General features: G+C 70.7%; 3 protein-coding genes and 2 pseudogenes. 4 read left to right on the top strand and 1 reads right to left on the bottom strand.

The window, feature by feature from the left end:
- Positions 1–666: 666 nt before the first annotated feature.
- From ABTZ58_RS39720 to ABTZ58_RS39705, 4 genes and pseudogenes are all read left to right on the top strand, one after another.
- A pseudogene (locus ABTZ58_RS39720) lies at positions 667–981 on the top strand (IS110 family transposase); the annotation flags it as partial.
- A 379-nt stretch (positions 982–1,360) separates the two neighbouring features.
- A complete protein-coding gene (locus tag ABTZ58_RS39715) occupies positions 1,361–2,404 on the top strand; it encodes an acyl-CoA dehydrogenase family protein (protein ID WP_351368291.1) in 1,044 nt (347 codons plus the stop codon).
- Entirely contained in the window at positions 2,401–3,258 is an 858-nt protein-coding gene (locus tag ABTZ58_RS39710; protein WP_351368288.1) for an SDR family oxidoreductase, read from the top strand. The genes ABTZ58_RS39715 and ABTZ58_RS39710 overlap by 4 nt, the downstream gene beginning before the upstream one ends.
- Complete coding sequence (locus ABTZ58_RS39705) at positions 3,255–3,917, top strand: TIGR03618 family F420-dependent PPOX class oxidoreductase (RefSeq protein WP_351368285.1); 663 nt, start codon at positions 3,255–3,257, stop codon at positions 3,915–3,917. Before ABTZ58_RS39710 ends, ABTZ58_RS39705 begins: the two co-directional genes overlap by 4 nt.
- A 136-nt stretch (positions 3,918–4,053) precedes the next feature.
- Here the strand turns inward: ABTZ58_RS39705 and ABTZ58_RS39700 are convergent.
- A pseudogene (locus ABTZ58_RS39700) lies at positions 4,054–5,049 on the bottom strand (MFS transporter); the annotation flags it as partial.
- Positions 5,050–5,208 lie beyond the last annotated feature (159 nt).

Here is a 5,208-nt window from a genome sequence, read left to right as displayed (position 1 = left end):
ATCGCTGCACGTGCCCGGTTCCCCACCACATTGACCATGATCAACGATCATGGCCCTCGACGTGCCAACGCCAACCATGCACGAGCTCGTTAGGCAAGTTAGGCGTGCACCGTGAGGGCCGCGCCCGCGTACGCGAGGGATATCGGGGCGTGCCGGTCCGGTTGGGCTGCGGCCGGGCCGGGGCGGGCGCGGTCAGGGACCGACGTGATCCCCCCTAATCCAGTGCATAAGCAGATGGCCCGGACCATGCAACGCCCCGGGGTAACTGCTCGCACAGGACAGCGAATGCCTGGATCCCCCCTGGCCTTCAAGGCCTCCTCAAAGAGCGGCATCGCTGTCCGTTGCGGGGCTCGCGGTGATGACGCGGGCGCCGGGCTGATGCCTCCGTTTCCCCGGGCCCTTAAGGCCTCTGTCAAGAGCGGCGCAGCCCGGCGCCTCCGTGGTCGCCGCGAAACTTGCGGGGCCCGGTCGGACGTTGATCGTCACGGCGTGAGCCCGTTCCAGGGTCGACCTCTTGTTCATCCGCGAGCCTGTGAGCTCTGCAGAAAGATCGAGCCCCTGGAGTGCGCTGGTGTCGCGAACGGCTACTGAGATGGCGGACCGACGAGTCCTTGGATTAGGGCGCCGCGTGACCCTCATGTGCGCGTGACCTGCATAAACGGATGGATCTGGGAGGACAGCTTGACCGTGTTCTGTGGCATCGACTGGGCAGAGCGTCACCACGACGTCGCCCTCGTCGACGAAGCCGGCGCTCTGCTCGCCAAAGCCCGTATCACCGACGACGCGGCCGGCTACCACCAGCTCCTGGACCTCCTGGCCGAGCACGGCGACAGCCCAGACGATCCGATACCGGTGGCGATCGGCCGCGCGCGGTGCAGCAGGCTGTCGGTGCTCCGAGCGCCGCGCATGGGGCTCTGCGGCATTCCTCATCCGTCCGCAAGGACACGGGTGTCTCCCTCCGTGCGGCCGGGGGTGACGAGGGCGGTGCGCCACCAGGTGTCGGCGCGCACGAAGTGCAGGTCGGAGTCCGGCGGAAGGCCCTTGAACGGCTGGACCGCCTCACACCAGCCCTCCCCTCTGCCCGGTAGCCCCGCGGGAAGGGCCGTTCCACCGCTCCGTGCCCGCAGAAACGCACCAGTGCCTGCCCCAGGCCGTAGCTCGGGACGCGGAGCGATGCGCACTTTCGCGGTGGGTGCTGGTGGGGGACATTGCCCGCGGGCTCGGCTCGTTCAGGAACCCTGGGGGTGGGGTGGGCAGTCTTTCTGTATGTGATCCGCGGTCGGATCTTCTTCAGGCTGTCGGCGTAGCGGTGCCGGATCTGAGTCGGCTGCTGGACGCCCGGCCGGAGCGGGGCTCGTGCTTGGCCGATCCGGTGGTGGAGCGATTACGTGCGACCGGGGTGTTCCGTATGGCTCTGCCGGCGGATCTCGGGGGCTTGGAGGCCGACCCGCTGGTGCAGTTGCGTGCCGTTGAGCGGCTCGCTGAGGTGGATGCTTCCCTTGGCTGGTATGCCAGCATCGGATCGGACGGTGGCTATTACGCCTCCTTCCTCGAACCGGACGCCGCGGCGGGGATGTTCGCCGCCGATCCCGACGCGATCACCGCCGGCTTTGTCGAACCGGCCGGCACAGCCGCGCCATCCGGGGGCGGTTACACCGTCTGCGGCCGCTGGCCGTTCGGGAGTGCCAGCAAGCATGCCCGCTGGCTGGCCAGCGGCTGCCGCGTACGCGGCGGGGACGAAGGCGGCCGGTGGATCGTCGCCCTGCTGCCCCACGCCGCGTGCACCGTCGAGGAGGACAGCTGGCAGGCTCTCGGCCTTGAGGGCAGCGGCAGTTTCCGCTACCGAGCCCAGGACGTGCACGTGCCCCGTGAGCACACCTTCTCCTTCGACCGCCCGCGGCGGACCACCCCGCTCTACCGCTGCCCGGTGATGTACCGCTGCACCACACCCGGCGTGGCTCTGGGATGCGCCCGCGTAGCCCTGGAGGAATTCACCGACCTGCTCACCAGCGAGACGCGCCCCACAACCGCCGGCCTGCCGCGTGAGTCTGCGCTGACGCAAGAGGCCCTGGCGCGGGCGCACGCACAGATCGCCTCCGCCCGCGCCTACGCCTACACCACCGTCAGCGACCTGTGGACCACCCTCGTGGCCGGGAACCGGCCGGGCCAGCGGGAACGGGCCGGCCTGCGGCTGATGATCGCTCACGTCACCGACATGTGCCGCAGCGCCGTTTGGGACCTGTTCCGCGCCTGCGGCGGCGCGGCAGTACACGACCACCATCCGCTGCAACGCCGGCTGCGTGACATCCTGACCCTGGGCCAGCACGCCCTGGCCAGCGAACGCACCTACCAACTGGCCGGCGCCGTGCTGGCCGGGCTGCCGTCGCAGGACATCGCACTGTGACGGCCCGCGTGCTGATCACCGGCTGCAGCAGCGGACTGGGCCGGGCCACCGCACTGCACCTGGCCACCACCGGGCGCCGCGTCATCGCCACCGTCCGCCACCCACACGCGCAGCAGGCCCTGCAGGACGAAGCACGCGAGGCAGGCCTCGACCTGCACGTCATCCGGATGGACATCCGCGACCCCAGCTCCGTCACCCGAGGACTCGACGAGGCTGGCCGCCTCACCGGCGGCATCGACGCCCTGGTCAACAACGCCGGCGTCGAGACGGCCGGCCCCATGGAACACACCAGCGAGGAAGACCTCATCTGGCAACTGGAGACCAACGTCGTGGGCACCTACCGCATCACCCGAGCCGTCCTGCCCGCCATGCGCCAAGCCCGCGCCGGCCACCTGGTCTTCATCTCCTCCCTCGTGGGCCGCGCCGCCCGGCCCTTCCTGTCCGCCTACTGCGCCTCCAAGTACGCCGTGGAGGGCCTCGCCGAATCCCTGCACTGGGAAATGCGCCCCTTCGGCGTGACGGTGTCCCTCGTGGAACCCGGCCGCTACCCCAGCCGGCTCACCCACAACGGGCGCAGCACCCAACCCGCTCCCGAGGACTGCCCCTACGGCCAGCTGCGCGCCGAGTACAGCGCCGGCCTGACCGCGTGGGAACCAGACGGATACGAGCCCGATGCGCAGGAGGTCGCTCTCGCCATCGAAGAGATCCTCAACGCGGACCGTCCGCCACTGCGCCGACCGGTCGGCGCCGACACCCTGGCCACCTTCGACGCCCAGCAGGGCCGCACCTTCGAGGAGTACGAGCACGACGTCATCACCAGGCTCGGCTTCAACGCGTGGAGGAGACACCTGTGACCATCCCCGACCCCGACGCCGACACGTTCGCCTCCGTCGCTGGCAACCTGGCCGGCCCCCCGCACACCGCCGTCCTGACGACCCTGCTCGCCGACGGCCACCCCCAGTCCCACGTCGTCTGGGTGGAACACCGCTCGGGACGGCTCCTGGTCAACACCGAACGGCACCGCAGCAAGTACCGCAACGTCCGCCGTGACCCCCGCGTCACGCTCCTGCTCATCGACGGCGCCGATTCTCATCACTTCCTCGAAGTGCGCGGGCACGTCGAACAGACCATCCACGGCCCCCAGGCCCGGGACCACGCCGACCGGCTCAGCCTCGCCTACCGGGGCCACCCCTACGATCCCGAGGCGACCCGCAGCGAGCGCGTCCTCCTCCTCATCGCCCCGCTACGCTGCATCCACGTGAAAGGCCGGACGATCCGCACGCTCGACGCCGGGCCCCAGGAAGGGCCACATGGTCGGTGCCCGAACTGGAATAGACAGACGTCGCCCGGAACCCTGCTCCTGCTCCCGATAGCATCCGTGCGCGAAGGGACGCGGCGAAACCGGAGGCCGCCTCCGGTCAACTCATCCACCTCCCCGAACGGCGGCAGCGTGTCCTGGGCGCCTTCCTTGGCGGGGCGTGGTCGGCCTGCGGCAGGTCGCCGACCGCGGTAAACCACCCGCAGCAACGCTGGGCCGCAGTGGTGGTTGAACCCTAGGGGGTTCGGGGGCGTGCGGCACCGGTTGTTGTCCACGGTGCGATAAGGGCGGCGGCTACGCAGATGGTGGCCAGGAGGAAAAAGAGTGGCCGCTAGCCGTCGAGGGGTATGGCCAGGGCTGCGCTGGCGAACGGCGCGAGGGCTGCCGCTGTGGTTGCTGGTGCTGCGAGGAGTCCGGAGAGGCGGCCGTAGTGGGTGGTGCCCCAGCGGTCGGTGATGGCGGTGGCCTGGAGCAGGGTGAGGTTGCCGCGGACCATGCCGGCTGCGACCGAGACGGCGATGATCAGAGCGTATGGGCCAGGGGCGGCGGCGAAGGCGGCGGTGGTCAGTCCGCCCAGCGCGATGAGGATCGCGGTGCGGGAGTTGGGGGTGGTGCGGCGTGTGAGGGCGGCGTACAGGGTGCGGCCGAGGGTCTGTCCGGCGCCGCCGATTCCGAGGGCCCAGGCGGCCTGGCTGTTGGTGTACCCGCGTTCCAGGAGGAGCGGGACGAGGGCGACGACGACGGCATACATCGCGAATCCGGACAGGGTGAAGGCCGTGGCGAGCAAGAGGAACGGTCGGCTGCGCCCGATATCTTCAGCGCCTGCGGCGGCATGTACAGGGCTGGTCGGGGCGTCGGGCCAGGGGGCGCGCAGTGCCAGGGCGTGGGCGGGGATGGTGACTGCGGCGAGGATGGCGGCGAGCACGAGGTAGGTGTGGCGCCAGGACAGGTGGTCGGCAAGGGCCGCGGTCAGGGGCGCGAAGACGGTAGAGGCGAGCCCGCCGGCGAGGGTGACGACGGTCAGGGCGCGCACGTGGTCGGGCGCCCACCAGCGGGTGAGGGCGGCGAACGCGGGCTGGTAGAAGGTGGCCGCCATCGCGAGCCCGGCCAGAGCCCAACCAGCGATGAAGACCGCGATGTTGGGTGCCGTGGCCACGATCAGCAGGCTGATGACGCCGAGCACAGACCCTGCGGTCATGACGGCGCGCGGGCCGCGTCGGTCGAGGATGTGCCCGACGCGGATTCCGGCGAGGGCGGAGGCGACAAGTCCGAGGGAGAACGCTGCGGTGGTTGCCCCGGCCGGCCAGCCGGTCGCGGCGGTGATCTGCGGATTGAGGACGGGGAACGCGTAGTAGACGATGCCCCAGCTCACGATCTGCGTGGTGCAGAGAGCTGGTAGGGCGGCGCGGGGGCGCGCCGCCCGGCGCGCCACACTGGCGCGCCCCCCCCGCCGGGGGGGGCCGCCGGGGGAACACCCCCCCGCGGC

This window comes from Streptomyces sp. NPDC094143 (assembly GCF_040303825.1).
Classification (GTDB): domain Bacteria; phylum Actinomycetota; class Actinomycetes; order Streptomycetales; family Streptomycetaceae; genus Streptomyces.
The sequence above is the reverse complement of the archived record's forward strand: the minus strand, read 5'-3'. Positions and strand labels throughout refer to the sequence as shown.